Consider the following 26,014-nt stretch of genomic DNA (forward strand, 5'->3'; position numbering starts at 1 on the left):
TCTTCGCAATCCCTGAAGCTCCAGGTGCACGGCAGTCGGGCGTGCACCTGGTGCGAGGGCGCTCAGCCGCCCTGCTTCAACCCGGCCCGTTCGGCGACGAGCGCCCCCAGCGCGGACCAGTCCAAGTCGCCATGGCCCTGCGCGACGCCTCCCAGGAACTGGTCCTTCACCAGACTGGCCAGCGGCATGGGCACTTCGGCCGTACGCGCCGCGCCCAGGACGAGCTCCACGTCCTTGAGCCCCAGCCTCATCTTGAAGCCCGCCGGGCTGTACTTCTCCTCCGCGATGAGCTGCGCGTACCCCTCGAAGATGGGCGAGCGCGCGAAGACGGACTGGAAGACCTCCAGGAACACCTTCGGCTCGATGCCAGACTTGCGCGTCAGGGCGAAGGACTCGGCGAGCGCCTCCATCATCGACGCGATGAGGAAGTTGCCCGACAGCTTCACGACGTTGGCCGCCGGCGCACTGTCCCCCAGCACGGTCAGGCCGCGCCCCAGCGTCTCCAGCAGCGGGCGGCAGCGGTCCACGTCCTGCTTCGGGCCGGCGGCCACCACCCACAGCTGCTTCGATGCCGCCGCGGTGGGACGGCCGAACACCGGCGCGGAGAGATACCGCTGACCGGCGCTCGCATGCGTCTTTGCCAGCCGTTCGGAAAGCGCCACGGAGAGCGTGCTCGAAGAGACGTGCACGGCCCCTGGCGCCAGTCCCGCCTGGAGCCCGTCCTGACCGAACACCGCCGACGTCACCGCCGCATCGTCCGCCAGCATGCTGAAGACGACCTCCGCGCCGCGCGCCACCTCCGCGGGGCTGCGGGCGACGCGCGCCCCCTGCTCCTTCAACGGCGCGGCCTTGGACTCGGTGCGGTTCCACACCGCCAGCTCGTGCCCGGCCGCCGCCAGGCTCGCCGCCATGGGCAGTCCCATGTTGCCCAGGCCAATGAATCCCACCTTCATGCGCGTCTCCTCCCGAAAGCGGCCCGGATAATCCGCGCCCAGGAGCCCCACCATCGCAAAGCACGCGCACGTCCAGGAGCGAACGCGGCGCGACCTACTCCGGCCGGTCCTCGGAGACATCCAGGAGCTCGAAGGCGTGGCCCAGCGCCATGACGCCCAGCCACACCTCCCCCACCAGCACCGCCGCCGCGACGAAGCCCGCCACGGGCAGGGCCCAGGGGCCCAGCAGCGTCGACACCGGGAGGCCCACCACGAGCGCCACCAGCCCCGCGGGAATCAACCCCACCAGCATCACCACCAACGTGCCCACGACGGCCAGCAGGCGCTGGCCCATCGCCTCGATGCCGCGCGCCCGCTCGCCCGTGTCCGCCGGCACCCACGAAGGAAAGAGGACCACCGCGGCGTTCTGCACGAAGAGGCCCGACAGCGACACGGCCGGGAGCAGGAACGCCAGCGCCAACCCTCCTGGCCACCACCAACCGCCGAGGCGCGAGGCCTCCACCCCCGGCCCCAGGACGAGCGCCACCGCCAACAGCGCGAGCTGGAACGAAGCCAGGGCCAGGGAGGACGCCGCCAGCTGCGCGCTCACCATCTGCCGCCCCGTCAGCGGCATGGCGCGCAGCAGGTCCAGCTTGGGCAGGTCCATCCGCAGGTCCATGCGGAAGGCGCTCGGCCCCACCACCGTCAGCATCACTGACAACGTCAGCGCCACCGGCCCGAGCACCCGCCGCGTGTCCGTGAACAGGCGCGTGTCGCCCATCATCGCCGCGATGGCACCGCCCAGGATGATGAAGGCGAGGAACACCGCGAACCCGCCGCCCATCCGCTTGCGCGCAATCAGGTTCTTCCAGATGAGCGCCACCTCCGGACGGCCTCGCGGCATCAGCCGGAACGGCGGGCGGCGCAACGTGAGCGAACCCACACGCGTCATCCGCCCCGAGGCCCGCAGCATGCGCTCCCGTGAGCGGGACTCCGCGCGCACCACCGCCGTCTCCTCGAACGGGACTTCGGCCCAGAGCACCCAGCCGTAGTGCGCCACCATCAGCGCCAACACCGGTGGCAGGGCCCGCAGGAAGTCGCCCACGCTCCGCGCCAGCGCGGGCGCCACCAGCAGCCGGCCCGGCCACAACACGGCCTCCACGCCAGGTGACGCCATCAGCGCCTGCAACCACGCGCGCAGGTCCCGGCCGGACGACAGGTCCTCGGGCACCGGGTGCTCACGCAGCGACGTCAACACCGCCAGCGCCACGAGCGCCAGGACGCCGCCCACTACGCCCCAGCGGACCCCCTGGCCCCAGGGGCCCCACGCCGCCAGCCGCGTGCGCACGAAGGACGCCGCCGTCGAGTGCAGATAGAGCGTGCCCAATGCCAGACACGCCCCCACGAAGAAGAGGACGGGATGCGGGCTGACGGTCCGCCCGAGGAACAACGTGGCGAACAGCGCGCCCAGTGACGTGCCCACGAGCCCGCGCACCAGCTTGTATTGCAGCAAGGCCCGGCGAGCGACGGGCGCGGGGAAGAGCTGCACCACCTCCGTCTCCGAGAAGCTCAGCGACGGCCGGTCCCTGCCCAGCGCCCACGCGGCGAACAGCGTCCCCAGCGCGGAGCCGACCAGCGACAGCTCGGCGAACAGGCGCACGCCCTCGGACACCGTGCCCACCGGCCCCCGGAAGTCCAGGCGCCGGAAGAAGACGGAATAGAGATACGCCACGCCCACCAGCGCGCCCAGGAGGTAGCGCGGCTTGCGCAGTCGCTCCAGTTGCCGCCGGATGCGGTTGCGCCACGTCGCGGCCCAGAGGAAGGCCACCGCGCGAGGGAAGCTCACGGCGCCTGCGTCCCCGCGCTGGTGATGCGGACGAAGAGCTCCTCCAGCGAGGCGTGCTCCCCCTCCGCGCCGCTCAGCCTCGCGCGGATGTCGTCCAGGCTGCCCAGCGCCATGGCCTTGCCGCCAGCGATGACGAGCAGCCGGTGGCACAGCTCCTCCACCAGCGGCAGCAGATGCGAGGACAACACCAGGGCCGCGCCCTCCTCCGCGCGGCGCCGCAGCGACGCCTTCATCCGCCGGATGCCGATGGGGTCCAGGCCGGTGAGCGGCTCGTCCAGGAGGATGAGCTTGGGCGAGTGCAGGAAGCCACAGGCGATGGACAGCTTCTGCTTCATGCCTCGCGACAGCTCGCCCGGCAGGGACTTCTCCTTGCCCGTCAGCTCCATCTCCTCCAGCAGCGCGCGGCCCCGCTCCTCCCAGTCCTCCACGCCATAAAGCCGCGCCGTGAAGTTCAGGTGCTCCCACACCGTAAGGTATTCGAAGAAGCGCGGCTCGTCGGGCAGGAAGGCCAGCGCGCGCTTCGCATCCACCGGCGTGCGCGACAAGTCATGCCCCGCGACCAGGATGCGGCCCGAACTGGGCGGCAGGATGCCCGCCAGGCACCGCAACGTGGACGTCTTCCCCGCGCCGTTGGGCCCCACGAGCCCGAGCACCTCGCCAGGCGCCACCTCGAAGGCGAGCCCCTGCACGGCCTTCACCTCGCCATACGCCTTCTCCAGGCCCTCCACCCGCAGGACGGAATCCATTCGTGCGCGCTCGCCTTCAGTCCAGCTTCAGCAGGTCCCGAACGGTATCCAGCACGACCTTCGCCTGCACGGGTTTCACCAGGTACGCGCTGGCGCCCAGCTTCATCGCGCGCTCCCGGTCCGCCGCCGCGCCCTCCGTGGTGACGACGATGATGGGGACGTTGCGGTACTCGGTCGCCTGCCGGATGTGGCTGATGAGCTTCAGCCCGTCCATCAGCGGCATGTTGATGTCCGTGAGCACCAGGTCGAAGCGGCCCTGCGTCAGCTTCTTCAGGCCCTCGGCGCCGTCCTGCGCCTCGGTACACACCACGCCGGACAGGCGCTGCAGCGCGTACATGATGCTGCGCCGCATGGCCTGCGAGTCATCCACCACCAAGGCTCGAATCTGCTGCGTCATGGGCCGCGGACGTTAGCACCCGTGCGCCCGGTGCCGGAGTTTCAGCGCCGCCGCCGCGCCAGGGCCGCGAGCGCCGGGCCGATGTCACCCAGTGGAATCACCCGCTTCACCGCCCCGGTGGCGATGGCCTCGCCCGGCATGCCGAACACCACCGAGGTCTCCTCCGACTGCGCCCAGACCTCGCCGCCCGCGCGGTGCACCTCGCGCGCGCCCTCCGCGCCGTCCGCGCCCATGCCTGTCAGCACCACCCCCAGGGCCTTGGCGCCCAGCACCTGCGCCATGCTGGCGAAGAGGCGGTCCACGCTGGGCGCGTACTTGTCCACGGGCGTGGACGGCGGCGTGTGCAGCTCCAGCCGGGAGCCCCGCTCCGCCACCACCAGGTGCCGCCCTCCCGGAGCGATGTACACATGCCCTGGCTGCACCAGGTCTCCGTCACGGGCCTCCGTCACGGTGAAGGGGCCAATGCGGTCCAACCGGTCCGCGAAGGCGCGGGTGAACTGCGGCGGCATGTGCTGGCAGACCAACACGCACGGCGTGGGCTCCACGGCCAGCCCCTCCAGCACCCGCTGCACCGCGGGGGGACCGCCCGTGGAGGCGCCCACGGCCACCACCAGCGGCGGCTCGCCCGCCACCGCCATGGCGCGGGCCCCTGGCGCCGCGTGCCGGTACCCGGGGCGCACGTGCCGCGCCGCCCGGACCTTCTCCAGCAGCTCCCCCCGAAGCGCCTCCATGGCCTCGAACGTCGGGTGCTGCGGCTTGGCGATGAAGTCGAACGCCCCCAGCTCCAGCGCCTTGAAGACGTCCGAGCGGTGCGAATAGCTGGAGATGACGATGACGGGTGTGGGCGCCGTGCGCATCAGCAGGCGGAGGAACGTGTAGCCCCCGAGCTTCGGCATCTCCAGGTCCAACGTCACCACGTCCGGCTTCAGGTCCACGACCTTCTTCAGCCCCTCTTCGCCATCCGCCGCGCGGTCCACCACCCGCACATCCGGCTCCGACTCCAGCATCGTGGAGAGGGTGCGCCGGTTGTGGGCCGAGTCGTCAATCACGAGTACGGAGATGACGCCCTTGCTGCTCATCGACGCGCTCCTTCGTCCAGCTCCGGCCTCCGGTACACCAGGTCCCCGCGCAGGTGAACGAACTCGAAGTCCGAGCCCAGGTTCAGCAGGTTCTCTGAGTGTCCCAGTAGCAGGTGCCCCCCTGGCACCAGCCGGTCCCGAACGATGCTCAGGAACTTCCGGCGCGCCGCCAGGTCGAAGTAGATGAGCACGTTGCGGCAGAACACCACGTCCATGCGGGGCACCAGTTGGCTCCCCACCTCGTCCAGCAGGTTGTGGTGGCCAAAGGACACCCAGGCGCGCACTTCGTCCCGGACGCGCACGCGGTGGTTGCCCAGCGAAACGAAGTGGCGCTCCAGCAACTCCGGCGAGGTGGCGCGCAGCGCGGAGGGCCCGTACTCCGCCCGCCGCGCCATGGCCAGCACGCGCCGGGAGATGTCCGTGCCCAGGACCTCCACGTCCCAGTCGTCGAAGCGGCGGCTGTCCTTGAGGAGCATCGCCAGCGTGTAGGCCTCCTCCCCGGACGAGCACCCCGCGGACCACACCCGCAGCCGCCGCAGCCGCGCGTTGCGCTGCTCCACCACCGGGAGCAGCTCGTCCGTGAAGGCCTTGAGCTGCGTGGGCTCGCGGAAGAAGTACGTCTCGTGGGTGGTGAGGGATTCGACGGCCGCCTCCAGTTCGGCGTGCCGGTTGGCGTCGTAGCGCAGGTAGCGGTGGTACGCGCCGTAGTCCGGCAGCCCCAGCAGCTCCAGCCGGGGCCACAGCCGGCGCTCCATCACGAACTTCATGTCCTCGTGCACCAGGATGCCGCAGTGCGAATACACGTGGTCCCGGAGGAGACGGAACTCCTCCGCTGACATCTCCGGACGTCCGTCGTCGAAGCGTGCCATGGAGGCCTCTCAGCGCCGGAGCAGGCGCTCCACGGCGTCGGTGAGGGCTCGCAGCGCCAGGGCGTCCGACTCCGCCTCCAGCGCCTCCCGGGCGGCGGACAGACACTCTGGCCCCGCCGACTCTCCCAGCACCCGCGCGGCCGCCGCGCGGACGTCCCAGCGCGCATGACGCAGCAGGGACAGGGCCAGCGTCACCCCGGCCGACGACTCCGCCCCCGCATCCAGCGCCGCCTTCACCACCTCCACGTCCGGATGGCCCGCGGCCTCCCGCAGCACCCCTGGGCCCGCCGCGCCCAGCCGCGCCAGGGCCCGCACCGCGGCCACCGCCAACGCGCCGTCCGCGTCCCGCGTCAGCGCCACCAGGTCCGGCACCCGGTCCAACGCACCGCAGTCCCCCGCCGCCTCCACCGCGGCCACCCGCACGGAGGGGTCCTCGTCCCTCAGCACCGGTGAAAGCAGCGCGCCCACGTCCAGCCCGCCCAGCCGCGCCAGGGCCCGCGTACCCGCGATGCGCACCGGCACGGACTCATCCGCGAGCGCCGCGCGCACCCACTCCCGGCCGACGTCACCCTCCAGCTCACACGCCGCCACCACCGCCGCCGCGCGCCATCGAGGCTCTTCGTCCCGCGCCAGCCGCTTCAACGTGGGCAGGGCCGGCACGCCGCCCACGCGGGCCAGGGCGGCGACCGCCGCGGGCGTGGCCCTGCGCGCCACCGCGTCCTCCAACGCCGCCAGCACCGCCGGCCGACACGACTCCGCCAGCCCCGCCAGGGAGCGCGTCGCCGCTCCCGCGAGGGACGGCTCTTCCAGGAGGGCGACGAGCGGCGGCACCGCCAAGGCCGCGCCCGTGCGCCCCAAGGCACGCACCACCACCGCGCGGAGCTCGTCCTCCACCCACTCCAGCAACGCGCACAGCGGCGCCACCGCCGAGGCGTCGACCAGGTCCACCAGCGCTTCGACCGCGGCGGCCCGCCCCGGTAGAGACAGGTCCTGCAGGCACTGAAGCAAGGTGCGCCCGCCATCCGGCCCCAGCCTGCCCAGCGTGTGCAGCACCTCCCGCAGGAGCCGCGCCTCGCGCGCGCACTCCGCCACGGGCACGGCCAGCGACGCATCACCCAGCGAGGCCACCGCCACCAGCGAGCCCGCGCGCACCAGGACGTCCTCGGACGCCAGCGCCTCCGCCAGTCGCTGCGTCACGCCGGGCAGGGACAAGAGCGCTTCACGAACCACCGCTTCGAGGTCCCCGCGCCGCGCACCGTCGACTCGCGCGGCCTGGGTCCCCAGCGCGGACAGCGCCGCCTCTCGCACCGAGCGCGGCTCCGACGTGAGGCCCAGGCAGATGCGCACCGTGGCGTCCGCCTCCGGAATGAGGCCCAGCATCCGGTAGGCGCTCCGCTGCAGCCGAGGGTCCGCCAGCAAGGACTTCACCACCGGCAGGGGCGCCGCGTGTTGAAGGAGCGTCAGCCCTTCCAGGGCGGACAGGCGAAGCAGCGGCTCCGGCTCCGCCAGCAGCGACTCCAGCGCGGTGACGGCCTGCGCGCCGCCGATGCGCCCCAGGGCCTCCGCCGCGGACACGCGCACGTTGAGGTCCGCGTCCGAGAGCGACCGCACCAGGGGGAGCTCCGCCTCGCGATGCCCCAGCTGTCCAAGGATGTCCGCGGCGAACTTGCGCTGGTCCGGGTCTGGATGGGCCAGCAGGCCCACCAACGGGCCCAACGCGGCGCCGCCCAGCCCCGCGAGCGCCTCCGCCGCCGCGTTCCGAGCCCCCGTCTCCCCTCGCTCCCCCAGCACGGAGATGAGCCGGGCCGCGAGCTCGCTGGAGGCGGGCATCCGCTTGAGCGCCTCCGCCGCGACATGGCGCACGCGCCAGCTCTCGTCATGCAAGCCGACGACGAGAACCTCCAGAACGCCCGCCGCGCACGGGTCCAGCGACTGGAGCGCGAGGTAGCGCGCCTCTTCGGCGACCGGGGGCTCGGCGTGGGGGCTCATGTGTCGAAGACCTGGTCAGAGCCTGGCTGGAGATAGAACCAGAGGGCGTAGGCCCCCAGCGCCGTGCCCAGCGGAACGTTGGGAATGGCGAGGATGCCCAGCACCAGGGTCAGCGTCCTCGACCAGGCCTTGCGGTTCAGCAACCCGAAGCCGGTGATGACACCTGGCAGCCCCAGCAGCGCGAGGCACCCGCCCACGCCCATGCCCACTGCGACAATCAGCGCCCGCTCCTCGGGCTTCGCGCCTGGCAACAGCCCGCCCATCACCCCGAGGAACAGCATCACGCCCACGGCGACGAGCACCGACAGCCCGTTGATGGCGATGAAGAGGATGCCGAGGATTCTCCGGTGCTGCTCCAGTCCTTGATGGCCCACTGCAATCCCCCATGTGTGTGCCTACGTCGTGTTCCTTGAAGACTCGCGCTCCAACTCCACGCGCAGCAAGGCCTTGAGGTCCAGCAGCAGCCGGAGCCGGTCTGGTGGCCCGCAGACGCCAACGACGAAGGGCGTGTGTCCGGCCACCACCAACGCGGGCGCGGGCTTGATGTCGCCGCGCCGCACGCGCAGCACCTCCGCCACCCGGTCCACCTTCACCGCCATGCGCCGCGTGCCCAGCTTGCAGACCAGGAGCCGCGTCTTCGGCGTCTGGAGGCCCGGTGCCCCCATGAGCCTGTTCCGCAGGTCCACCACGGGAAGGATGAGGCCACGCAGGTGGAGCACGCCCTCCACGAACGCCGGGGCGTGCGGGATGGAGGTGATGCGCTGGAGCGGGAGGATTTCCTCCACCCGCATGATGTCCAACACGTACTCCTCCGCGCCGATGAAGAAGGCACAGAGCTGCACCACCGTGTCCGCGGCCGAGGCCGCTTCATCCGGGAGCGCGTGAGGACGCCGCGGCAGCAGGTTGACGGAGTCCTTCATGGGGCGAGCGCCTGTTCGGCGTCCAAGAGGATGTAGAGCATGGGGCCTCGCCGGCCCATGCCCACCACGCAATCCCTGTCACCCGAGCGCATCCCCGGCGGCGGGGCCTCCAGCATGGACGGCTTGAGCTTCACCACGCCCACCACGCCATCCACCCACACTCCCGCGGGCCCCGTTTCCGTGCGCAGCACGAGGATGCGAGCGCTCCGGGGCGGAGCAGGCGCGTCGGGACCGGCGACCAGGGGCGCCCGTTCCGCCAGCCGAAGCCGCATCTTGACGTCGTACACGGGCAGCAGCTCGCCGCGCAGGTTCATCACGCCCAGGAGCTGGGGCTCGGCCCGGGGAATCTCCGTCAGCGGCGGAACCTTGGAGATTTCACGCACCCCTCGGATGGGGACCGCGTAGCACTCCCCTTCCAGGCGGAAGGCCAGGTACTCCTCGGGCACCTCCTCCGGAACCAAGGGCAATACGCCGTCGCTGCCCGCCGCGAAATCCTGGAGCCCGGAGACGTCCTCGTCAGGACGGTAGAAGAAGTCGTCGAGCAGCTCCGAGAACCGGGACACAGCGACGAAGGATAGCAGCCGGCGCGCCTGTCCGCAGCGAGGGTCAGGCGCGACGCCGCTCCACGGCCATGCCCTCTTCCATGAGCGCCGCCACGTCCAGCACCAGGACGGTGCGCCGGTTGCCCAGGTCGGTGGCGCCGGAGATGCCCCGGACGGACTGGAGCCGGCCCCCCAGGGGCTTGGTGACGATGTCCTGCTGGCCGTGCAGCTCGTCCACGGCGATTCCCAGGCGCTCCTGGGCCAGGCCCACCACCACCACGAAGTGGCGGCTCACCGGACGCTCCGGCAGGGCGAACATGCGCGCCAGCCGCACGAAGGGCAGCGTCTGGCCGCGCAGGTCCAGGACCTCGCGCCGCTCCACGGTGCGGATGTCCCTGGGCTGGACGGAGATGATTTCCAGCACGCTGTTGAGCGGCACCGCGTAGGTGCGGCCACTGACGCCCACCAGCAGCGCGCGGATGATGGCCAGCGTGACGGGGAGCGTGAGGTGGAAGGCGGTGCCCCTTCCGCGCTCGCTCCACACGTCGATGATGCCCGACAGGTTCCCCAGGTTGTTCTTCACCACGTCCAGGCCGACGCCCCGGCCGGAGAGCTCGGACACGCTGCGGGCGGTGGAGAAGCCGGGCTGGAAGATGAGGTTGAGCAGCTCCCGCCGGCTCAGCTCCTGGGCCTGCGAGAAGGTGATGACGCCTCGCGTGATGGCCACCTCACGCACGCGCACCTCGTCGATGCCGGCGCCGTCGTCACTCACCTCGATGACGACGTGGTTGCCCTTCTGCTCGGCGCGCAGGCCCACCACCGCGCGGCGGGGCTTGCCAGCGGCCAGACGGGCGTCGGGGGACTCGACGCCGTGGTCGATGGCGTTGCGGATGAGGTGCATCAGCGGGTCGCTGAGCTCCTCGACGATGAGCTTGTCCAGCTCCACCTCGCCGCCGCTGATGGCGAGCTCGATTTCCTTCCCCGCCTCGCGGGTGATGCGGCGCACCAGCCGTGCCAGCTTGTCGAACACCTGGCCGACGGGGACCATCCGCGCTTCGAGGAGCCCTTCCTGGAGGGCCTCCAGCTTGCGCTCCAGGCCTCGCGTCTCGCGCGCCAGCTCCTGGCCGAACAGCTTGGAGAGCGCCACCGCGCCGTCCTGCCTCGCGGACTCCGCGAGCCGCTGGAGGTTGGCCTTGATGAGCAAGAGCTCGCCCACCATGTTGATGAGGCCATCCAGGCGCCCGATGTCCACGCGCACCGTCTGCGTCAGGGAGCGCAGCGACGTGTCCGCCGTCAGCGTCGCCTGGGGACCCACGGGAGCCCCGGCCGGTAGCGCTGGGGCCACCGAGAGCCCCTTGGGTGTGGCCTTGGCGGCGCCCTGGAGGTAGGCGACGACCGGCACGCTGGAGGGCCCAGGCACGTGAGGCGGTGAAGGCGCGCCGCCAGCATCGGCGGGCAGGTCGGCGTCCGACGTGGGCCACTCCAGGGGCCCGGACTCCCTGTCTTCCGCCCCTTGCGGAAGCAGCGGCTGCTGCGCCTCGGGAGGCAGCGCGGCGGGCGTTGCGCGCACCCCCTTCTTCTTCTTGCCGCCGCTTTTGGGCGACGTCGAGCGCCCCGCCGCGACGGGCTGCGCGGCCTGAAGCAGCGCGCTCGTCGCAGCCGCCGCGGCCGGTCGCACCGTCAGCGCGGACAGCTCCGCGGGCGTCCCCTTCAACCCCGTCTCCAGGGACGCAGGGTCCACCTGCGCACCGAAAATCAGGTCGAACGCGATGCCATGCGCGCCACCCGGCTGCGCGGACGGCAGCGTGCTGATGACCTCGCCCAGGGGCTTGAGCCTCGCGTTGAGCTCCGCCAGTCCCTTGTCGAAGTCGGACAAATCAAAGGCGGCCCGCACGCGCCACAGCGCCACGCCCCGCCGCACGTTCTCCCGCAGCCGGTGCTCCTCGTACTCCGTGAAGACGGAGCGGACCTGCGCCTCCAGCTCCAACCGGTCCAGCGGGTCGTCCTCCGCGACCTCCGCCGGAGCGCCCATCGACGCCATCCGCGCGGCCATCGTCTCCACACGGGCGGACAGGCCTTCGCTCTCCGTGCCGTGCGCGGCCTCGCCCAACAGCGCCTGGAACGCATCCAGGACTTCAATCAGCGCATCCAGGACGGCGCCGTCCAGCAGCAGCTTCCCCAGCCGCAACCGGTCCAGCAGGTCCTCCGTCCCATGCGCCAGCCGGGAGATGCGCTCCTGGCCGAACAGCCCGGACAACCCCTTGAGCGAGTGCGCCGCGCGGAAGATGCCGTTGACCAGGTCCGGATCCGCCTCGTGGCCCCGGCGCTCGTCGAGCACGAGCAAATCCCTGGCCAGGGCGTCGAGAATCTCGGTCGCCTCGGCGACGAACTCCGCCAGCGCCTTGCTTCCCGGACTCACGGCAGCTTCAGGTAGCGCCGCAGGAGCGCTTCGAGGCTCCCGGGGATGAAGGGCTTGACCAGGTACTCCACGGCGCCCAACGCGAGCCCGCGCTCGCGGTCCTGCTCTCGCCCCTCCGTGGTGATGATGAAGAGCGGCACGTCGCGGTAGTTGGGGTTCTTCTTGACGAAGTTGATGAGCTCCAGCCCGTTGATGTCGGGCATGTTGATGTCGGTGATGATGAGCTCGAAGCGGTGACGCGGCAGCAGCTTCAGGGCCTCGAAGCCGCTCGAGGTCACCACCACCTCGACGCCCTCCACGGCCTCGACCATCGCGGCGATGTACTCGCGCGATGCTTTCGAGTCCTCGACAATCAAGACCTTGACACGCATGTGCGCTCGCCCCGGGCGAGGCATGCTAGCAGAAGGCCCGCCCGCCCGCCGAGCGTCAGCCCTTGCGTGCAGGCAGCGACTTGACGAGTCCCTTGTCCGCCAGGACGGCCACCCGTCCGCCCTTGAACGCGGGCAAGAAGCCCTTCTGGAAAGCCTCCGCCCGCGCGGCGTCCTCCACCTGGCCCCCGGCGGGCACCTCCAGCGCCACGGACTCCACTCGGGCCTTGGACAGCACCCGGCCCGCTTCCGCGAGCGCGTCGTTCAGCGAGCCCGCGTCCAGCCGCTGACGCGCGCCCAGCCCCACGACGAAGATGCGGGGCACCGCCAGCTTCCCGTCCGAGGGCAGCAGCAGCCAGTCATCCTTCGCGCCCGTGAAGAAGCCGGCCTTGAGCACCCGCGAGAGCGAGCCACACAGCCGCCAGTCCACGAAGCCCGCGGAGGACGGCAGGGGCCGGTCATCCTCGGCGATGAAGAGGCAGAGCGCGTCCACCCCGCCGAGCGAGTCCAGGCCCTCCAATCCGATATCGTGCGTCGTCGTCTGGCTCACGGCGCGTCCCTCGCGGCTGGCGTCAGCGAATCACGGCTTGTTCAAGGCGACCGCGACGCGGTCCAGGAGCCCGTTGACGAACGCGCTCGATTCTTCGTTGCCGAAGTTCTTGCCCAGCTCCACCGCCTCGTTGATGGACACCTTGCGGGGGATGTCCGGGCGGTACTTCAGCTCGAAGATGCCCAGGCGCAGCACGTTCCGGTCAATGCGCGACATGCGGTCCAGGCGCCAGTTGTGGCTGTGCCGTTCGATGAGCTGGTCGATTTCATCCCGGTGGGACTGCACACCCTCCACCAGCTCCCGGGCGAACTTCACCGCGTCCGGGTCCCGTTTGTCGCTCTCCTCGGCGGCCGACCAGGCCGACTCCAGCGCCTCCGCCGTCGTCGCCGTGGCCATCTCCAACTGGTAGAGCGCCTGCAGCGCACGCTCACGTCCCGTTCTTCGCGCGCCCATGGCCTACGCCTTCCTTCCGTCCGTCGCCGACAGCTTCGCGTACAGATTGACCATTTCGATGCAGGCCAGCGTGGCCTCCGCTCCCTTGTTCCCCGCCTTCACGCCCGCCCGGTCGATGGCCTGCTCCACCGTGTCCGTCGTCAGCACGCCGAAGGTCACCGTCGTCGCCGGTGTGGCCGCGGCGGCCTCGAAGGCCACCGCGCCAATGCCCTTGGCGCACTCGCCGGCCACGTAGTCGAAGTGCGGCGTCCCGCCCCGGATGACGGCGCCCAGGGTGATGACGCCCACGTACTGCCGCGTCTCCGTCACGCGCCGGACCAGCCCGGGCAGCTCATACGTTCCGGGGCAGCGGTACACGTCGATGTCCGCGTCCGCCACGCCGTGGCGCACCAGCGTGTCCACGGCGCCCTTGGCCAGCTCCTCGGTGATGAAGCCGTTGAAGCGGGCCACGCAGATGGCGAAGCGGCCCTTGGGGGGTAGAAAGTCACCGTCGAAGTAGCGAGGCATGCCGCGCTTCCTACACCACCCCGGGGCCCGGCGTCGCCTGCTACGGCGTGCCAAACCCCGCGGCCGCGATGGCCGCCGCCGTCAGCCCGCCTCCGCCCCCGGGGGCCCCCGGGCCCCGCTGGAGCGCGAACAGCCGCGCCACGTACTTCCCTATCTGGTCCGCCTCCAGGTTCACCTTCGCCCCCACGCCTCGCGCCTTCAAGGTGGTGCGCTCCTGCGTCTCCGGGATGAGCTGCACCCGGAACCGGTCCGCCTCCAGCGTGTTGACGGTGAGGCTGATGCCGTCGATGGCCACCGAGCCCTTTTCGATGAAGTACGGCGCCAGCGCCTCCGGCAGCCGGAACCCCATCACCCAGGAGCCACCCTCCGGGTACGTCTCCAGCACCTCACTGACGGCGTCCACGTGGCCAGAGACCAGGTGCCCGCCCAGCCGGTCCCCCAGCGCCAGGGCCCGCTCCAGGTTCACCCCGTCCCCCGGCTTCACGGCGCCGAGCGTCGTCCGCCGCAGCGTCTCCGGCGCGGCCTGCACGCGGAAGCTGTCACCCGTGCGCTCCACCACCGTGAGGCAGGCGCCGTTGACGGCAATCGACTCGCCCAGCTCGAAGGCCGCCGCGCCCAACGAGGTGTGAATCCACAGGTCGGTCATCCCGCCGGGGATGACGCGCTCCACCCTGCCGAGGTCCTGAATGAGGCCGGTAAACATGGGGCCGCTTATAACGGACCCGCCCCGCCCGCGCCCACGGCCGCGCGTGTCCTACAGCAGCGCCTGGAGCAGGATGTCGTCACCGTGGCGTTCGAAGGTGAGGTCCTTCACCGCCAGGGCCTGGGCCATCTCCTTCACGCCCAGGTCGCCGGCCCAGGACAGGCCCGGGCTGCCAATCAGCTTGGGCGCCAGGAACAGCGACAGCGAGTCCGCCAGGTGCCCGCGCAGGAAGGAGCCGTACATCTCCGCGCCGCCCTCCACCATGACGTGGTTGTGGCCCCCCTTCGCCAGCCGCCGCAGCAGGGCCTTGAGGTCCACCTGCCCCACCTTCTGGCGCAGCTGCCAGACGTCCACGCCCTGGGCCAGGAAGCGCCGCGCCTTGCGGCCCTCCGGGTCCTCCAGCGTGGCCACCACGGTGCGCGCCGGGCTGCGCTGCGTGAAGACGGTGTAGCCCGGGGACAGGCGCAGATGGCTGTCCACCACCACGCGCAGCGGGTCCTTCCCGCCGCCTCCGGGCAGCCGCGTGGTCAGCTTCGGGTCGTCCTTCCGGACGGTGTTGGCGCCCACCAGGATGACGTCCACCGAGTCACGCAGCCGGTGGACCCAGGCGCGCGCCGGCGCCCCCGTCACCCAGCGCGAGTCACCGGTGGCGGTGGCCAGCTTTCCGTCCAGCGTCACCGCCGCCTTGAGCGTCACCCAGGGCAGGCCGGTGCGAATCATCTTGAAGAAGGGCCGGTTGAGGCGGTCCGCCTCCTCCGCGAGCACGCCCGTGAGGACCTTCAGGCCCGCGCGCCGCATCCGCGTCACGCCCTTGCCGCTCACCTTCGGGTTGGGGTCCGCCGACGCGCAGATGACGCGCCGGACGCCCGCCTCGATGATGGCCATGCTGCACGGCGGGGTGCGCCCGTAGTGGTCGCACGGCTCCAGCGTGGTGTAGAGGTCCGCGCCCTTCGCGCGCGCGCCGGCGGCCTCCAGCGCCACGACCTCCGCGTGCGCGGTGCCCGCCTTCTTGTGGTAGCCGCGGGCGATGATGCGCCCGCCCTTCACCAGCACCGCGCCCACGACGGGGTTGGGGCTGGTGCGGCCCAGGCCCTTGGCGGCTTCCTCCAGCGCGATGCGCATGAAGAACTCAGCCACCGCCTGGTCGAAGTCCGCCGCGCGCTTCGCCCGGGGCGCCCGTGTCGCTTCCAACCTTGCCCGTGTCAGCAGCCGCATGTGCTTTCTCTAACCGCCCTTGTCCACCGGTGCCGTGGGCGGCGCCTGGCGCTGCTCGAGCGCCTCGGCCTCGCGCAGGGCCTTCAGCTCGTCCATGAACTCCGCGATGTCACGGAAGCTGCGGTACACGGACGCGAAGCGGACATAGGCCACCTCGTCCAGCTGCCGCAGCCGGCGCATGATCTCCTCGCCGATGACGGACGAAGGCACTTCCTTCTCGCCCATGCCCTGAAGCTGCCGCTCGATGGCGACCACCGTCTCCTCGAGCTGATCCGCGGACACGGGCCGCTTCTCACAGGCCTTCTTCAGCCCGTTGACGATCTTCTCCCGGTCGAACGCCTCGCGCCGCCCGTCCTTCTTCACGATGAGCGGGTAGAGCTCCTCCACCCGCTCATACGTGGTGAAGCGGCGCTTGCAGGCCAGGCACTCGCGGCGCCGCCGGATGACGGAGCCCTCGTGTGACTCGCGGGAGTCGATGACCTTGTTCTCGGCGTCCTGACAGAAGGGGCAGCGCATGGAAGGGGACGGCCCGCCAGTCTACTTCAACCGCGAGGCGTAGAGCGGGAAGCCCTGCGCGAGCTCCTTCACCTGCCCCTTGATGCGGGCCAGCGCGGCGTCGTCCCGCGCGGCGTCCAGCGCCTCGCCGATGAGCCGCCCCACCACCGCCATCTCCGCCTCGCGCATGCCGCGCGTGGTGATGGCCGGCGTGCCCACCCGGACGCCGGAGGTGGTCATCGGCTTCTCCGGGTCGAACGGAATCATGTTCTTGTTCACGGTGATGCCGGCCTTGCCGAGCACCTCTTCGGCCACCTTGCCCGTGAGCTGCTTGGGGCGCAGGTCCACCAGCATCAGGTGGTTGTCCGTGCCGCCGGACGTCAGCCGCAGGCCCGCGCGCTGGAGCGCCTCCGCCAGCGCCTTCGCGTTGGCGACCGTCTGCTGCTGGTACGCCTTGAACTCCGGCGACAGGGCCTCCTTGAAGGCCACCGCCTTGCCAGCGATGACGTGCATCAGCGGGCCGCCCTGGATGCCGGGGAAGATCTGGCTGTTGATGCTCTTGGCGTATTGCTCGCGGCTCAGCACCAGGCCGCCGCGCGGGCCGCGCAGCGTCTTGTGCGTGGTGCTGGTGACGATGTCCGCCACCGGCACCGGCGAGGGATGCACGCCCGCGGCCACCAGGCCGGCGATGTGCGCCATGTCCACCAGCATGGCCGCGCCCACCGCGTCGGCAATCTCGCGGAACCTCGCGAAGTCCAGCGTGCGCGGGTACGCGCTGGCGCCCACGACGAGGACCTTCGGCTTGTGCTCCCGGGCCAGCGACTCCACCTGCGCGAAGTCGATGGTCTCCGTGTCACGCGTCAGGCCGTAGTGGACGACCTTGTAGAGCTTGCCGGAGAAGTTGAACGTGGCGCCGTGGGTGAGGTGGCCGCCGGAGTTGAGGTCCAGCGACAGCATGGTGTCGCCCGGCTTCATCAGCGCCATGAAGGCGCCCATGTTGGCCTGGCTGCCGGAGTGCGCCTGCACGTTGACCGCGTCCGCGCCGAACAAGTCCCGGGCGCGGGCGATGGCCAGGCCCTCCGCGACGTCCACCACCTCGCAGCCGCCGTAGTAGCGCTTGCCGGGGTAGCCCTCCGCGTACTTGTTGGTGAGCACCGAGCCCACCGCCTCCATCACCGCCGGAGAGACGAAGTTCTCCGAGGCGATGAGCTCCAGCCCCTCCTCCTGGCGCTGGGTCTCCTCGCGGAGGACGCGGGCAATCTCCGGGTCCACTTCGGCCAGCGTACGGATGTTCTCCATGGCGGATTCCCTCGAACGACGGGTACGGCGGGGCCGCTAGCCCTGGGACTCGGCCTCGCGAATCATCTGGACGCGCCGCTCGTGGCGGCCGCCTTCGAAAGCAGTGCTGAGGAACGCCTCCAGGATGGCGCGGCCCACGCCGGCCCCCACCACGCGCTGGCCCAGGCACAGCACGTTGGCGTCATTGTGGGCCCGGGCCATACGGGCCTCGAACTCCGTGGTGCACAGGGCCGCCCGGATGCCCGGGTGCTTGTTGGCGACGATGCTCATGCCAATGCCGGTGCCACACACCAGCACGCCCAGGGTGGCCTGCCCGGACGCCACGGCGCGGGACACCCGCGCGGCGAAGTCCGGATAATCCACCGAGTCCCGCGTGACGGGACCCACGTCTTCGTGGGCCACGCCCCGCGCGGTGAGCGCCGACACCAGCTCCTGCCGGAGCTCCAGGCCCGCGTGGTCTGAAGCGAGGATGACTTTCACGCGGGGTTCTCCTGGGACGGCTAGAAGCGCTTGAACACCAGCACGGCGTTGGTGCCGCCGAAGCCAAACGAGTTGCTCATCACCGCGTCCACCCGGGCCTCACGCGCCTGGTTGGGCACGTAGTCCAGGTCGCAGTCCGGATCGGGCGACGTCTGGTTGATGGTGGGCGGCAGGAGGTTGCGCGTCAGCGCCAGCGCGCTGACCACGGCCTCGAAGCCCCCCGCCGCGCCGAGCATGTGGCCCGTCATCGACTTGGTCGACGACACGGCGACCTTGCGCGCGTGGTCACCGAAGACCGCCTTGATGGCCTTCGTCTCGTTCGCGTCGTTGAACGGCGTCGAGGTGCCGTGGGCATTGATGTAGCCCACGTCCTCCGGGTTCATCCCCGCGGACTGGAGCGCCAGCCGCATGCAGCGCGCCGCGCCCTCGCCTTCCGGCGCCGGCTGGGTGACGTGGTACGCGTCCGAGTTGGCGCCGTACCCCACCACCTCCGCCAGGATGTTGGCGCCGCGCTTCTTCGCGGCCTCCATCTCCTCCAGCACCAGGATGCCCGCGCCCTCGCCCATGACGAAGCCGTCACGCTCCTTGTCGAAGGGACGGCTGGCTCCGGCCGGATCATCATTGCGCGTGGACAGCGCCTTCATCACCGAGAAGCCACCCAGCCCCAGCGGGGTGATGGCCGCCTCGGCGCCGCCGGCGATGACCGCGTCCGTCTCACCCAGGCGGATGGACTTCCAGGCCTCGCCAATGGCGTGGGCGCTGGTGGCGCATGCGGACACCGGCGCCCAGTTCGGCCCCTTGCAGTTGTACCGCATGGAGATGAGGCCCGGCGCCATGTTGATGATCATCTGGATGATGAAGAAGGGCGACAACCGGTCGAACCCCTTCTCCAGCCCCTTGCGGTGCTGCTCTTCCAGCGAAGAGATACCGCCGATGCCCGAGCCGACGATGACGCCGACCTTCTCGGGAATGTAGCCGTGCGGCTTGTCTGGACCAACGGGCAGCCCTGACTCCTCCACCGCCATCTGCGCGGCGGCGAGCGAGAACTGCGCATAGAGGTCCATCCGGCGCACTTCGCGCTTCTCGATGAACTTCTCGGGCTCGAAGTCCTTCACCTCACCCGCGATGCGCGTGTCGATTTTCCCAACGTCAAAGCGCGTGACCTGGGCAATACCCGACGTGCCGGCGATCAACGCCTGCCAGTTCTTCTCGGTTCCGGTTCCCAGAGCCGAAACGAGCCCGGTTCCGGTGACGACGACTCGACGTTGTGACACGGTCCTCTCCGGTGGCGCCTGGGACACCGGGGACGCCGCGCATCACGCGGCGTCGCCCCGCACCCCGGCACGCCGTGGTGCTACCTACTTCTTGTGGGTGTTGATGTAGTTGGTGGCGTCGGCGACGGTCTTGATGTTCTCCGCCTCTTCGTCGGGAATCTCGACCTCGAACTCCTCTTCCATCGCCATGACGAGCTCCACGATGTCGAGGCTGTCCGCGCCCAGGTCCTCGATGAAGGAGGACTCCGGCTTGATCTCATCCTCTCCGACACCGAGCTGGTCGGCGATGATGGACTTGACCTTGGCCTCAATGGTTGACGTCGACATAAGTGTAGAACCCTCCAGGAACCAGATGTGGCCCGGCTGGCTTCCCGGACCATGTCGAAAGCGGGCGCGGTATATCCCACGCCCGGCGGCAATCCAACCGTGGGTTACATGTACATGCCGCCGTTGACCTTCAGGACCTCGCCGGTGATGTAGGACGCGGCGTCCCCGGCCAGGAAGACGACGGCGCCGGCGACCTCCTCCGGGTTCCCCAGCCGCCCCAGGGGAATGCCCTCCAGCATCTTCTGGCGCATCTCGTCATTGATCTGATGCGTCATGTCCGTCCCGATGAAGCCGGGGGACACGGCGTTGACGCGGATGTTCCGGCTGGACAGCTCGCGGGCCACGGACTTCGTCAGGCCGATGAGCCCCGCCTTGGACGCCGAGTAGGCCGCCTGACCGCCGTTGCCCATCTCCCCCACCACGGAGGTGATGTTGATGATGGCGCCGCCCTTCTGCTTCATCATGGGCCGGCTGACGGCGCGGATGAGCGAGAAGGCGCCCTTGAGGTTGGTGTCCAGTTGCTTGTCCCAGTCCTCGTCCTTCACCCGCATCACCAGGCCGTCCACCGCGACGCCCGCGTTGTTGACGAGCACGTCCAGCCGGCCGTGGCCCTTGACGATGCCGTCCACGGCGCTGGCGCAGGCGGCGCTGTCGGACACGTCGAAGCGGATGGCCTCCGCCTTGGCGCCCTCCGCCTGGAGCAGGGCCACCGTCTCCTGGGCCGCCGCCTCATTGCCCGCGTAGCTGATGACCACGGTGGAGGCCCCCGCCTTGGCGAAGGCCACCGCGCACGCCCGGCCGATGCCGCGCGAGCCACCCGTCACGAGCACGACCTTGTCCTTGAAGCCGCTCATGGTGCCACCCCCAGTGCCGCGAGCGCCTTGTCCAGGCTCGCGGAGTCCTCGACGTTGAACAGCTCGATGTCCTTGGTGATGCGCTTGACCAGCCCCACCAGCACCTTGCCCGGCCCCAGCTCGATGATGCGGGTGACGCCTTCGGCCTTCAGCGCCTCCACGCACTCAATCCAGCGCACCGGCGAGCTCACCTGCTCCAGGAGCAGCGGCACCACCCGCGACACGTCCGCGTTGGGGCGGGCCTCCACGTTGGTCACCACCGGCACGGACGGCGCGGACACCGGGATGCGGCCCAGCACCTCCGCCAGCCGGGGCTGCACCGGCGACATCAGCGCGCAGTGGAAGGGGGCGGACACGGGCAGGGGCATCACGCGCTTGGCACCCGCCTCCTTGCACTTCACCCCGGCGCGCTCCACCGCCGCGGCGTCACCGGCGATGACCGTCTGCTCGGGCGAGTTGTAGTTCGCCGGCGACACCACCTGCCCCTCGGCCGCCGCGTCGCAGGCCGCCTTCACCTTCTCCGGAGCCAGGCCCAGCACCGCGGCCATGGCGCCCACGCCCGCGGGCACCGCCTCCTGCATGAAGGTGCCACGCGCGCGAACCGCCCGGGCCGCGTCGCCCAGGTCCATGGCGCCCGCCGCCACCAGCGCCGAGTACTCGCCCAGCGAGTGCCCCGCCACGAAGGACGGCGCCGGCCCCCGCTTCGCGAACACCGCGTGCGCCGCCAGCGACACCGTGAGGATGGCCGGCTGGGTGTTGGCCGTGAGCTTCAAGGCCTCGTCCGGGCCCTCGAAGCAGAGGGTGGAGAGCGTCTCCCCCAGGGCGGCGTCGACCGCGTCGAACACGGCCCGGGCCTCGGGGAACTTCTCATACAGGTCCTTGCCCATCCCCACGGCCTGGCTGCCCTGCCCGGGGAACACGAACGCGACCTTCGACATGCGGACTCTGCCTCCTCTTCAGCGGCCGGGGCCGCAGCCTCTAATTCAGCGGCCGGGGCCGCAGCCTCTAATCGGAAACGCCCGCGTCTGTCGCCCTTTTTCCCTTCGGGTGGGTCGGAAGCCACGCCCCCGCGCGCTCGATGCAACGCGTCAACTCCGCCTGCACGCCGCCCTCCGCCATGGCCAGCGCCGCGCCCAGCGCGTTGAAGAGGGCCCGGGGCGTGGAGCGCCCATGCGCGACGATGCCCACCCCCTGGATGCCCAGCAGGGGCGCCCCGCCGTATTCGGCGTAGTCCACCACCCGGCGCAGCCCGGCCAGCGCGGGCTGGAGCAGCATCGCCCCCACCTTCTCCGCCAGCCCTCCGCGCCGCTCGATGGCCTGACGCAGCAGACCAATGACGCCCATGCCCACGCCCTCGGATGTCTTCAGGACGACGTTTCCGGTGAAGCCGTCCGTCACCACCACCTGCACCTCCCCGGAGAAGAGGTCCTTGCCCTCCACGTAACCCACGAAGTCCAGGTCCGAGCGCCGCAGCAGCTCGCTGGCCTCCCGGGTGAGCGGCGTCCCCTTGGAGGACTCCTCTCCATTGGAGAGCACGGCCACCCGGGGCCGGGCCACGCCCATGCGCGCGCGCACGTAGGCCTCTCCCATGACGGCGAACTGGGCCAGGTGCGACGGGCGGCAGTCCACGTTGGCGCCCGCGTCCAGCAGCAGGCAGCGGCCGCCGCCCTTGAGCGCGGGGAAGAGCGCGGCGATGGCCGGACGCTCCACGCCCGGCAGCCGCCCCAGCGAGAGCAGCCCCCCGGCCATGACGGCGCCGGAGTTGCCCGCCGAGACGAGCGCCTCCGCCCGGCCGTCCCGCACCAACTCGAAGCCCACCCGGAGGGAGGAGTCCCGCTTGCGGCGGAAGGCGGCCGAGGCGTGCTCGTCCATCTCCACGACCTCCGAGGCGTGGTGGACCTGGAGGTTGGCCGGAGGCCTCAGCTTGCCCAGCAGGGGCGCCAACTTCGCCTCGTCCCCCACCAGGAGCACCTCATGGCCGGGGTGGGCCCGCGCGAAGAGCACCCCACCCTCCACGGGTGCGGCGGGCGCGTGATCGCCGCCCATGGCATCCAGCACCAGCCTCATCCCCACCCTCTCCTTGCCCGCCAGGCGTCCCGGCGGCTGTTGGTGTCGGTATCCCACCCGCCGGGGGCGGGCGGCGCGCAGCACAGCAGGAACCCTCCAGGGGGGCAACGACTGGCTGACACGCCTTGGGGCAGGGCCAGAAGAATGGCCTCCGCGCCATGGGCGTTGTCACCGGGCACCGTCCGGGATAGACGGTGCCCGGGAGTTGTCGGGCCCTCCCGCGTTGCCGCATTGACTCGGGGGCTTCGAGCCGCTAGGGTCCGCCGCCTTCCGAAGCCGGACATGGAGTACGGGAGCCTTCGTGCGACCGCCCCAGGCCGGTTTCGAGCAGAGAGAGTGTTGCGCACGGAGCCGGGGACCCCGGCACAGCGCGAAAGACTTTGGACTCAACCGGTCCGGACCGGCGCGAACGCTCCGGGTCGGAGTCGAATATAGAGGTGAGCCGTGGGTGTCCCCAAGAAGCGTACTTCGAAGATGCGTCGTGACCGCCGCCGTGCGGCCAACAACAACCTGCGGAGCGCCGTGCAGGTGACCAAGTGCCCGAACTGCAAGGAGCCGGTGATGCCTCACCGCGCCTGCACGTCCTGCGGCCAGTATAAGGGCCGTGAAGTCGTGGCTCAGGCCGAGGCCTGACGCACTGCCGAAGACAGCGCCCTTCCCGGGTGCTGTGAAACACGACGGGCCGCGTCTCCATCCTGTGGAGGCCGCGGCCCTTGTCGTTCCGGAGCCCCCTCTCACGAGGCGGCCCCGCGTGCCAGGCGCACTTCAGTTGCTGAGCTTGATGTTCTTCAGCGGCGCCAGCCGCGGGTCCACGGGCCGGGTTTCGCAGGCGCAGGCGACGTCGTTGCGGTTCGCGCCGCACTGCGAGCACAGGCCCTTGCAGTCGTCCCGGCACACGGCGCTCATCGGCAGGGCCAGCAGGAGCTGCTCGCGGACGATGGGGTCCAGGTTGATGACCTTCCCGTCGAAGAGCTCCTGATCCGCGTCGTCCAGCCCGAAGGAGCCGCCAGCCTCTCCCTGGCTGCGCTCCTTCTTCTCCATGGCCTTCTCGTCGTCATTCTTGAAGTCGTCGCCGCGCGCCACCGACTCCGGCACCAGGTTGAGGGTGAACTCCACGGGGACCTGCGTGGCCACGTCGGCGAGGCAGCGCTTGCAGGGGCTGGTGACGTCCACCGTGAAGCGCCCCTCCAGCAGCACGCCGCCGCTCAGCTTGCGCAGCGACGCCTTCAATGTCGCCGGGGCCGTGGCCCGGAATCCGGTATCCTCGCCGGAGGCCGCGCCTCCCAGCGTCTCACCGAGCAGCTCGAGATTGACGGGCTCCTCGAGCTTCAGCCCTGCGTCCTTGATTTGATCAACCTTTACGAGCATTTACGCTGCTTCCAGGCAAAAAGGGGCGCGCAACATAGAGGGCGGCCCCTCCAGCGTCAACACGCCCTCGTGCAACACCGCCACGAAGATGTCACCGCGCCGTCACCCCCAATGGGCCGGCCGTCGTGGATTCTCTCGATAACGTTTTGATAGGTTCGAATCGATGCACGGACACGGCTGGCGGTTGCGCGGGTGGGCCCTCCTCCTGGTGCTGGGCCTGGGAGCCCGACCGGGCTGGAGCCGGCCCCTCTTTCCTGAGCCTGTTCTCTCGCAGCTCGGCCCGGCCAGTCCGGCCATCACCGAGGCCCGCGAGCAGTTCGACCAGGGCGACTTCGAAGAGGCGCGGCGCACCCTCCTGGAAGGCCTGGACGCGCCGGACCTGACGGATGATCAACTGGTGGAGATGTACCGGCTGCTGGGCCTCACGGCGCTCTACCTGGGGGACGAGCCCCAGGCGCGCGACGCCTACGAGAAGCTGCTCCAGGCCCGGCCGGAGTACGAGCTCCCCCGCAGCTCCCCGCCCAAGCTGCGCGCGCTCTACGCCCGCATCCGCGAGGACATCAAGAGCCGGCGCGTCCGCCCCGTCACCCTGGACGTGGACCCCATTCCGGATCCGCCGGGTGGCGAGCCCGTCGTCGTGGAGGCCGACATCCAGGACCTGGCGCTGGGCGCCCGCGCGCGCCTCTTCTACCGGCGCGCCGGTGACGAGGCCTACAACTCGGTGGACTTCGCGCGCGAGCGAGGTCCCGACGGCCGCCCCCGCGAGCGCTACCGCGCGGTGCTGCCGGCCTACGAGGTCCCCACCGAGGCCGAGGCCTACGAGATGGAGTACTACATCGAGGTCGCGGACGCGGCGCAGCGCCGGCTCGCGGGCCGGGGGGACTCCTTCCAGCCGCTCATCTTCCAGGTGGCGCCCCAGGCCGTGCGCGCCGGCGCCGCCGACGCCGCGTCCTCCCGCCCCTGGTACAAGAGCCCCTGGCTCTGGGTGGGCGTGGGCGCGGTGGCCATTGGCGCCACCGCCGGCATCGTGGCGTTGACCTCCTCCGAGGAGCGAGGCCGCGTCCCCATCACCATCCGCGTGGAGCCCCCCGTCCCATGAGCCTGCGCCTCCTGCCTGCGCTGTTGCTGCTCGGCCTTGCCGCGTGTGGCCCCGACGCCGAGCCCTCAGGCCGCTTTCCGCTCGCCCTGACGATGGAGCGCGCGGTGGCCAACGACGTCCAGGCGCTGCAGGTGGCCGTGGTGACGCGGGGCTCCAGCCGCAGCTGCACCGAGATTCAGCGCACGTGCCTGGGCACCCAGGTGCGGCGTGATGACCTGGTGGTGCTGAAGGACACCCAGGGCCGCGAGGGCCGGGCCCTCCGCTTCCCGGTGGACCTGGCGACCCTGCAGTCGGGTGGAAGCCTGGAGCTGGCGGTGGACGTGCCGGTGGGCCGAGATTACGCGCTCGTCATCGAGGCCATCACCACGGGGACCCCGCCCGGCTTCCTGGGGAGCTCCTGCAACTACCTCCGCGAGGTCAACGCGGGCGACAACGCCCCGGTGATTGCCGCGCCCCTGACGCTGACCGGTGGAGATTGCAATCCGTCCATCGCGCCCTGAGCGCGGCGGGACTCAAGAGGACTTCATGTCGCGCATCCTGATTATCGAGGACGAGCAGGACCTGGCGGGCCTCGTCGACTACAACCTGCGGGCCGCGGGCTTCGAGACGGAGACGGCCAACACCGGCGCGAGCGGGCTCGCCAAGGCGCGCGCGCATCCGCCGGACCTGGTGCTGCTGGACTTGATGCTGCCGGACGTGGCGGGCAGCGAGGTGCTGCGCATGCTCAAGGCGGACACCGAGCTGCGCAAGGCGTCCGTCATCATCGTCAGCGCGAAGGGCCAGGAGACCGACCGGGTGCAGGGCCTGGAGCTGGGCGCGGACGACTACGTGGTGAAGCCCTTCTCCGTCCGGGAGCTCCTCCTGCGCGTCAAGGCCGTGCTGCGCCGGGCGGACGCGGAGGACGGACCCGCCGCGGTGCTCGCCTCCGGCGACATCAGCCTGGACACCACCCGCCACCAGGTGCGCGTGAAGGGCGAGGAGGTCCTCCTCACCGCGCTGGAGTTCCGCCTGCTGCGCACGCTGCTGGAGCGCTCGGACCGGGTGCAGACGCGGGAGGTGCTGCTGTCGGACGTCTGGGGCATCCAGGCGGAGATTCACACCCGCACCGTGGACACGCACATCAAGCGGCTGCGCGAGAAGCTGGGCCCCGCCGGAGACATCATCGAGACGGTGCGCGGCGTGGGCTACAAGCTCAGCCCCGCGTAAGGCCGCCCCG

The 26,014-nt window shown here is 70.8% G+C and carries 30 protein-coding genes; 4 read left to right on the plus strand and 26 right to left on the minus strand.

The window, feature by feature from the left end; translation table 11 throughout:
- Nucleotides 1-62 precede the first annotated feature (62 nt).
- The 25 genes from KGD87_RS13120 to plsX all read right to left on the minus strand — a co-directional run bounded on the left by KGD87_RS13120 (nt 63) and on the right by plsX (nt 22,331).
- Complete coding sequence (locus tag KGD87_RS13120; RefSeq protein ID WP_284667775.1) at nt 63-953, minus strand: NAD(P)-dependent oxidoreductase; 891 nt, start codon at nt 951-953, stop codon at nt 63-65.
- Between the two features lie 94 nt (nt 954-1,047).
- Nucleotides 1,048-2,778, minus strand: a complete 1,731-nt coding sequence (locus KGD87_RS13125) for a putative ABC exporter domain-containing protein (RefSeq protein ID WP_284667776.1) — start codon at nt 2,776-2,778, stop codon at nt 1,048-1,050.
- Complete coding sequence (locus KGD87_RS13130; RefSeq protein ID WP_284667777.1) at nt 2,775-3,524, minus strand: ABC transporter ATP-binding protein; 750 nt, start codon at nt 3,522-3,524, stop codon at nt 2,775-2,777. Before KGD87_RS13130 ends, KGD87_RS13125 begins: the two co-directional genes overlap by 4 nt.
- 16 nt (nt 3,525-3,540) lie before the next feature.
- The gene (locus KGD87_RS13135) at nt 3,541-3,921 is read right to left on the minus strand and encodes a response regulator (protein ID WP_011554738.1); all 381 of its coding nucleotides are present in this window, start codon (nt 3,919-3,921) and stop codon (nt 3,541-3,543) included.
- A gap of 41 nt (nt 3,922-3,962) precedes the next feature.
- Nucleotides 3,963-5,000 carry a protein-glutamate methylesterase/protein-glutamine glutaminase gene (locus KGD87_RS13140; RefSeq protein WP_284667778.1) on the minus strand — a complete coding sequence of 346 codons (1,038 nt, stop codon included), beginning with the start codon at nt 4,998-5,000 and terminating at the stop codon, nt 3,963-3,965.
- Nucleotides 4,997-5,869, minus strand: a complete 873-nt coding sequence (locus KGD87_RS13145; RefSeq protein ID WP_284667779.1) for a CheR family methyltransferase — start codon at nt 5,867-5,869, stop codon at nt 4,997-4,999. The genes KGD87_RS13140 and KGD87_RS13145 overlap by 4 nt, the downstream gene beginning before the upstream one ends.
- A 9-nt stretch (nt 5,870-5,878) precedes the next feature.
- The gene (locus tag KGD87_RS13150; protein WP_284667780.1) at nt 5,879-7,858 is read right to left on the minus strand and encodes a HEAT repeat domain-containing protein; all 1,980 of its coding nucleotides are present in this window, start codon (nt 7,856-7,858) and stop codon (nt 5,879-5,881) included.
- Nucleotides 7,855-8,232 carry a hypothetical protein gene (locus KGD87_RS13155; protein WP_284667782.1) on the minus strand — a complete coding sequence of 126 codons (378 nt, stop codon included), beginning with the start codon at nt 8,230-8,232 and terminating at the stop codon, nt 7,855-7,857. Before KGD87_RS13155 ends, KGD87_RS13150 begins: the two co-directional genes overlap by 4 nt.
- Before the next feature lie 21 nt (nt 8,233-8,253).
- A complete protein-coding gene (locus KGD87_RS13160) occupies nt 8,254-8,778 on the minus strand; it encodes a chemotaxis protein CheW (RefSeq protein WP_284667784.1) in 525 nt (174 codons plus the stop codon).
- Nucleotides 8,775-9,341, minus strand: a complete 567-nt coding sequence (locus KGD87_RS13165; RefSeq protein WP_284667785.1) for a chemotaxis protein CheW — start codon at nt 9,339-9,341, stop codon at nt 8,775-8,777. Before KGD87_RS13165 ends, KGD87_RS13160 begins: the two co-directional genes overlap by 4 nt.
- Before the next feature lie 43 nt (nt 9,342-9,384).
- Nucleotides 9,385-11,739: a chemotaxis protein CheA gene (locus tag KGD87_RS13170; RefSeq protein ID WP_284667786.1), complete on the minus strand. Its 2,355-nt coding sequence runs from the start codon at nt 11,737-11,739 to the stop codon at nt 9,385-9,387.
- Nucleotides 11,736-12,110 (minus strand): response regulator, encoded by a 375-nt coding sequence (locus KGD87_RS13175; protein WP_176410813.1) that lies wholly within the window; start codon nt 12,108-12,110, stop codon nt 11,736-11,738. Before KGD87_RS13175 ends, KGD87_RS13170 begins: the two co-directional genes overlap by 4 nt.
- Nucleotides 12,111-12,165: 55 nt before the next feature.
- Nucleotides 12,166-12,657, minus strand: coding sequence for a M17 family peptidase N-terminal domain-containing protein (locus KGD87_RS13180; protein WP_176418414.1), 492 nt, complete (start codon nt 12,655-12,657; stop codon nt 12,166-12,168).
- 30 nt (nt 12,658-12,687) lie between these two features.
- Entirely contained in the window at nt 12,688-13,110 is a 423-nt protein-coding gene (nusB, locus tag KGD87_RS13185; RefSeq protein ID WP_163786473.1) for a transcription antitermination factor NusB, read from the minus strand.
- Nucleotides 13,111-13,113: 3 nt separating this feature from the next.
- Nucleotides 13,114-13,617 carry a 6,7-dimethyl-8-ribityllumazine synthase gene (ribH, locus tag KGD87_RS13190; protein ID WP_163786472.1) on the minus strand — a complete coding sequence of 168 codons (504 nt, stop codon included), beginning with the start codon at nt 13,615-13,617 and terminating at the stop codon, nt 13,114-13,116.
- Nucleotides 13,618-13,657: 40 nt separating this feature from the next.
- Nucleotides 13,658-14,320: a riboflavin synthase gene (locus KGD87_RS13195; protein WP_176410814.1), complete on the minus strand. Its 663-nt coding sequence runs from the start codon at nt 14,318-14,320 to the stop codon at nt 13,658-13,660.
- A 51-nt stretch (nt 14,321-14,371) separates the two neighbouring features.
- A complete protein-coding gene (ribD, locus tag KGD87_RS13200; RefSeq protein ID WP_284667787.1) occupies nt 14,372-15,535 on the minus strand; it encodes a bifunctional diaminohydroxyphosphoribosylaminopyrimidine deaminase/5-amino-6-(5-phosphoribosylamino)uracil reductase RibD in 1,164 nt (387 codons plus the stop codon).
- 9 nt (nt 15,536-15,544) lie between these two features.
- A complete protein-coding gene (gene nrdR, locus KGD87_RS13205; RefSeq protein WP_163782124.1) occupies nt 15,545-16,051 on the minus strand; it encodes a transcriptional regulator NrdR in 507 nt (168 codons plus the stop codon).
- 21 nt (nt 16,052-16,072) lie between these two features.
- Nucleotides 16,073-17,329, minus strand: coding sequence for a serine hydroxymethyltransferase (gene glyA, locus KGD87_RS13210; protein WP_284667788.1), 1,257 nt, complete (start codon nt 17,327-17,329; stop codon nt 16,073-16,075).
- Between the two features lie 36 nt (nt 17,330-17,365).
- Nucleotides 17,366-17,809, minus strand: a complete 444-nt coding sequence (gene rpiB / locus KGD87_RS13215) for a ribose 5-phosphate isomerase B (protein WP_284667790.1) — start codon at nt 17,807-17,809, stop codon at nt 17,366-17,368.
- Between the two features lie 20 nt (nt 17,810-17,829).
- On the minus strand, nt 17,830-19,083 hold the full coding sequence (fabF, locus tag KGD87_RS13220; RefSeq protein ID WP_176410815.1) for a beta-ketoacyl-ACP synthase II: 1,254 nt from the start codon (nt 19,081-19,083) through the stop codon (nt 17,830-17,832).
- Nucleotides 19,084-19,167: 84 nt separating this feature from the next.
- On the minus strand, nt 19,168-19,410 hold the full coding sequence (gene acpP, locus KGD87_RS13225; RefSeq protein ID WP_090495523.1) for an acyl carrier protein: 243 nt from the start codon (nt 19,408-19,410) through the stop codon (nt 19,168-19,170).
- Nucleotides 19,411-19,514: 104 nt separating this feature from the next.
- Nucleotides 19,515-20,264, minus strand: a complete 750-nt coding sequence (gene fabG, locus KGD87_RS13230) for a 3-oxoacyl-[acyl-carrier-protein] reductase (protein WP_176410816.1) — start codon at nt 20,262-20,264, stop codon at nt 19,515-19,517.
- Nucleotides 20,261-21,202 (minus strand): ACP S-malonyltransferase, encoded by a 942-nt coding sequence (gene fabD, locus KGD87_RS13235; protein ID WP_284667792.1) that lies wholly within the window; start codon nt 21,200-21,202, stop codon nt 20,261-20,263. The genes fabG and fabD overlap by 4 nt, the downstream gene beginning before the upstream one ends.
- 67 nt (nt 21,203-21,269) lie before the next feature.
- Nucleotides 21,270-22,331 carry a phosphate acyltransferase PlsX gene (gene plsX / locus KGD87_RS13240; RefSeq protein ID WP_284667794.1) on the minus strand — a complete coding sequence of 354 codons (1,062 nt, stop codon included), beginning with the start codon at nt 22,329-22,331 and terminating at the stop codon, nt 21,270-21,272.
- Nucleotides 22,332-22,775: 444 nt separating this feature from the next.
- Here plsX and rpmF point away from each other — a divergent pair, with 444 nt between their 5' ends.
- On the plus strand, nt 22,776-22,964 hold the full coding sequence (gene rpmF, locus KGD87_RS13245) for a 50S ribosomal protein L32 (RefSeq protein WP_011554760.1): 189 nt from the start codon (nt 22,776-22,778) through the stop codon (nt 22,962-22,964).
- Nucleotides 22,965-23,096: 132 nt separating this feature from the next.
- Here the strand turns inward: rpmF and KGD87_RS13250 are convergent, their stop codons facing one another.
- Nucleotides 23,097-23,699, minus strand: coding sequence for a YceD family protein (locus tag KGD87_RS13250; protein ID WP_284667795.1), 603 nt, complete (start codon nt 23,697-23,699; stop codon nt 23,097-23,099).
- 163 nt (nt 23,700-23,862) lie between these two features.
- On the opposite strand from KGD87_RS13250, the gene KGD87_RS13255 reads away from it, so the two are divergent.
- Genes KGD87_RS13255 through KGD87_RS13265 form a run of 3 tightly spaced genes read left to right on the plus strand, consistent with a single transcriptional unit; the run spans nt 23,863 to nt 26,004 of the window.
- Nucleotides 23,863-24,798, plus strand: coding sequence for a tetratricopeptide repeat protein (locus KGD87_RS13255; RefSeq protein ID WP_284667796.1), 936 nt, complete (start codon nt 23,863-23,865; stop codon nt 24,796-24,798).
- A complete protein-coding gene (locus KGD87_RS13260; RefSeq protein ID WP_284667797.1) occupies nt 24,795-25,298 on the plus strand; it encodes a hypothetical protein in 504 nt (167 codons plus the stop codon). The genes KGD87_RS13255 and KGD87_RS13260 overlap by 4 nt, the downstream gene beginning before the upstream one ends.
- A gap of 25 nt (nt 25,299-25,323) precedes the next feature.
- Nucleotides 25,324-26,004, plus strand: a complete 681-nt coding sequence (locus tag KGD87_RS13265) for a response regulator (RefSeq protein ID WP_284667798.1) — start codon at nt 25,324-25,326, stop codon at nt 26,002-26,004.
- Nucleotides 26,005-26,014: the final 10 nt, after the last annotated feature.

The sequence above is a fragment of the Myxococcus sp. SDU36 genome (assembly GCF_030168875.1).
Classification (GTDB): domain Bacteria; phylum Myxococcota; class Myxococcia; order Myxococcales; family Myxococcaceae; genus Myxococcus; species Myxococcus vastator.

Excerpts from the sequence above, each read along its gene's own strand:
- KGD87_RS13120 (WP_284667775.1), bottom strand. The coding sequence starts at position 953 with ATGAAGGTGGGATTCATTGGCCTGGGCAACATGGGACTGCCCATGGCG.
- KGD87_RS13135 (WP_011554738.1), bottom strand. The coding sequence starts at position 3,921 with ATGACGCAGCAGATTCGAGCCTTGGTGGTGGATGACTCGCAGGCCATG.
- KGD87_RS13260 (WP_284667797.1), top strand. The coding sequence starts at position 24,795 with ATGAGCCTGCGCCTCCTGCCTGCGCTGTTGCTGCTCGGCCTTGCCGCG.
- glyA (WP_284667788.1), bottom strand. The coding sequence starts at position 17,329 with ATGGAGAACATCCGTACGCTGGCCGAAGTGGACCCGGAGATTGCCCGC.
- nusB (WP_163786473.1), bottom strand. The coding sequence starts at position 13,110 with ATGGGCGCGCGAAGAACGGGACGTGAGCGTGCGCTGCAGGCGCTCTAC.
- KGD87_RS13250 (WP_284667795.1), bottom strand. The coding sequence starts at position 23,699 with ATGCTCGTAAAGGTTGATCAAATCAAGGACGCAGGGCTGAAGCTCGAG.
- ribH (WP_163786472.1), bottom strand. The coding sequence starts at position 13,617 with ATGCCTCGCTACTTCGACGGTGACTTTCTACCCCCCAAGGGCCGCTTC.
- nrdR (WP_163782124.1), bottom strand. The coding sequence starts at position 16,051 with ATGCGCTGCCCCTTCTGTCAGGACGCCGAGAACAAGGTCATCGACTCC.
- KGD87_RS13140 (WP_284667778.1), bottom strand. The coding sequence starts at position 5,000 with ATGAGCAGCAAGGGCGTCATCTCCGTACTCGTGATTGACGACTCGGCC.
- KGD87_RS13145 (WP_284667779.1), bottom strand. The coding sequence starts at position 5,869 with ATGGCACGCTTCGACGACGGACGTCCGGAGATGTCAGCGGAGGAGTTC.
- KGD87_RS13195 (WP_176410814.1), bottom strand. The coding sequence starts at position 14,320 with ATGTTTACCGGCCTCATTCAGGACCTCGGCAGGGTGGAGCGCGTCATC.
- KGD87_RS13150 (WP_284667780.1), bottom strand. The coding sequence starts at position 7,858 with ATGAGCCCCCACGCCGAGCCCCCGGTCGCCGAAGAGGCGCGCTACCTC.
- fabG (WP_176410816.1), bottom strand. The coding sequence starts at position 20,264 with ATGAGCGGCTTCAAGGACAAGGTCGTGCTCGTGACGGGTGGCTCGCGC.
- fabD (WP_284667792.1), bottom strand. The coding sequence starts at position 21,202 with ATGTCGAAGGTCGCGTTCGTGTTCCCCGGGCAGGGCAGCCAGGCCGTG.
- plsX (WP_284667794.1), bottom strand. The coding sequence starts at position 22,331 with ATGAGGCTGGTGCTGGATGCCATGGGCGGCGATCACGCGCCCGCCGCA.
- KGD87_RS13160 (WP_284667784.1), bottom strand. The coding sequence starts at position 8,778 with ATGAAGGACTCCGTCAACCTGCTGCCGCGGCGTCCTCACGCGCTCCCG.
- KGD87_RS13265 (WP_284667798.1), top strand. The coding sequence starts at position 25,324 with ATGTCGCGCATCCTGATTATCGAGGACGAGCAGGACCTGGCGGGCCTC.
- KGD87_RS13175 (WP_176410813.1), bottom strand. The coding sequence starts at position 12,110 with ATGCGTGTCAAGGTCTTGATTGTCGAGGACTCGAAAGCATCGCGCGAG.
- KGD87_RS13130 (WP_284667777.1), bottom strand. The coding sequence starts at position 3,524 with ATGGATTCCGTCCTGCGGGTGGAGGGCCTGGAGAAGGCGTATGGCGAG.
- KGD87_RS13255 (WP_284667796.1), top strand. The coding sequence starts at position 23,863 with ATGCACGGACACGGCTGGCGGTTGCGCGGGTGGGCCCTCCTCCTGGTG.
- ribD (WP_284667787.1), bottom strand. The coding sequence starts at position 15,535 with ATGCGGCTGCTGACACGGGCAAGGTTGGAAGCGACACGGGCGCCCCGG.
- acpP (WP_090495523.1), bottom strand. The coding sequence starts at position 19,410 with ATGTCGACGTCAACCATTGAGGCCAAGGTCAAGTCCATCATCGCCGAC.